This window comes from Mesorhizobium sp. M7A.F.Ca.CA.004.04.2.1 (assembly GCF_004022825.1).
In the GTDB taxonomy this organism is placed as follows: Bacteria; Pseudomonadota; Alphaproteobacteria; order Rhizobiales; family Rhizobiaceae; genus Mesorhizobium.
Map to the genome: position 1 here is coordinate 1 of NZ_RZPH01000903.1, position 2,485 is coordinate 2,485.

Genomic DNA, 2,485 nt, shown 5'->3' on the forward strand with positions numbered 1-2,485 from the left:
CGTCGCCGCGGGCCAGAACCGCCTCTTCAACGGCATGTCCGTCGTTGTGGACAACACCATCGACCCGACCAAATCGGCGAACAAGCAGGCCGAACAGCAATGAGCTTTTCAGATCTCTTCATTCGCCGGCCTGTTCTTTCGACGGTCCTTGCCTGCATGATCCTGCTCCTGGGTTTCCAGGGCATCTTCAACCTGTCGATCCGGCAGTATCCGAAGGTCGACGAAACCGCGATCACCATCACGACGGCCTATCCAGGCGCCAGCGCCGATCTGATCCAGGGCTTCATTTCCGCCCCGATCGCCCGCGCCGTCGCCTCGACCGAAAACATCGACTACGTCACCTCGTCCAGCCGCCCGTCCTCCAGCACCGTGACCGTGCAGATGAAGCTCGGCTCGAACCCCGACGTCGCGCTGACCGAAGTCCTGTCCAAGGTCCAGGGCGTGCGCGGCACCTTGCCGGACGCATCGAAGGACCCTGTCATCGTCAAGGGCACCGGCCAGCAGTTCGCGATGATGTACATCTCGATGCAGAACCCGAACATGACGAAGGAGCAGCTGACCGAGTATATCGAGCGCGTCATCAGGCCGCGCATGTCGACGGTCGAAGGCGTCGCCGACGTGCAGATCTTCGGCGCCCAGGAATACTCGATGCGCGTCTGGATCGACCCGGTCAAGCTTGCCGCGCGCGGCGTGACGGCCTCCGAACTGCTGACGGCGATCAACAATTCCAACTTCCTGTCGGCGCCCGGCAACACCCAGAACGAGTATGTCGTTTCCTCGATCACCGTGCGCTCGACATTGCAGACGCCGGAGGCATTCGCCGAGCTGCCGCTGCGCTCGACTGACGGCAATGTGGTGCGGTTGCGCGACGTGGCTCGCGTCGAACTCGCCGCCGAGAACACCGACACCCGGGTCTCGTTCAACGGCAAACCCGGCACCTTCCTCGCCATCTTCCCGACGCCGGCAGCCAATCCGCTGACCACGGCGGCGGCGCTCACCAAGCTGGTGCCGCAGATTCAGGAGACGCTGCCGAAAGGCATGACGATCGAGGTCGTCTACGACGCGACCGGGCAGATCAGCGCTTCGATCGAAGAGGTGTTCAAGACCATCGCCGAGGCGGTTGCCATCGTCATCGTCGTCATCCTTCTGTTCCTTGGCTCCTTCCGGTCGGTGATGATGCCGATCATCACCATCCCGTTGTCGCTGATCGGCGTCTGTTTCCTTTTGTTTGCGGTGGGCTATTCGATCAACCTGCTGTCGCTGCTGGCCATGGTGCTGGCGATCGGCCTGGTCGTCGACGACGCCATCGTGGTGGTGGAGAACATCCATCGCCATATGGAAGAAGACCACATGTCGCCGATGCAGGCCGCGTTCAGCGGTATGCGCGAAATATCGTCGGCCATCATTGCCATGACCATGACACTGGCCGCCGTGTTCGCGCCGCTGGCCTTCACCGGCGGCCTGACCGGCGCATTGTTCCGTGAATTCGCAGTCACGCTCGCCGGCTCAGTGGTGCTGTCGGGCGTCATCGCCATCACCATCACCCCGATGATGTCGGCACGCCTCCTGAAGTCCGGCACGCCGGGCCGTTTCCAGCGCATTGTCGACGGCGCCTTCGCTCGCGTCGAGCATGTCTATGAACGCGCCGTCACCGGGTCGCTCAATTATCGCCCATTGACGCTGATCATCGTGCTTGCGCTTGTCGGCGTCACCGGCTTCATGTTCACCAAGACCTCGAGCGAACTGGCGCCGGAAGAGGACCAGGGCTTTCTGCTCTCGATTGTGACAGGGCCGCGTTATGCGACCTCCGATTACACCGAGACATACGTCAACCAGATCCTCGGCCTGGTGAAGGATATTCCCGAAACACGGGCGCAGTTCTCGGCCGTCGCCTTCGGCGGCACGACAAACAGCGCCTTCGTCGGCTATGCCTTCAAGGATTGGGCGGAACGCAAGCGCAATTCGAAGGAACTGCAGGCCGACATCACGGCCCGTATCGCCAAAGTGGCCGGCGTCGAGGCCTTCGTCTTCGCGCCGCCGACGCTGCCCGGCTCTGGTGGCGGCCTGCCCATTTCCATGGTGGTGCGATCGACCGGCGCTTCCTCGGAAGTGTACGAGGTGGCCGAGCAGATCAAGAACAAGGCGCAAGCCTCCGGCCGCTTCATCGTCGTGCAGAATTCGATGGCCTATGACGCACCAGAGGTGACGGTGACCATCGACCGTGATCGCGCCGCGGCGTTGAACCTGCCGATCGCCGATATCGGCCGCACGCTGACCTTGCTGGTCGGCGGCGCCGAAGTGGCGCAGTTCGACCGTGACTCCAACAGCTACGACATCATCCCGCAGGTGCCGCAGGAGTTTCGCGACAACCCCGATAAGCTCGGCGAATACTTCGTGCGCAGCGTGACGGGCGAGATGGTGCCGCTCTCGGCGGTAGTCAAGATTTCGAACAATGCGGCGCCGGCGGCAATCGAGCAGTTCAACC

Annotated in this window: 1 protein-coding gene; it reads left to right on the forward strand. The window is 62.6% G+C overall.

The window, feature by feature from the left end; genetic code table 11:
* Positions 1-99: 99 nt before the first annotated feature.
* On the forward strand, positions 100-2,485 hold a 2,386-nt coding region (locus EN893_RS28940), incomplete at its 3' end, for an efflux RND transporter permease subunit (RefSeq protein ID WP_164901197.1).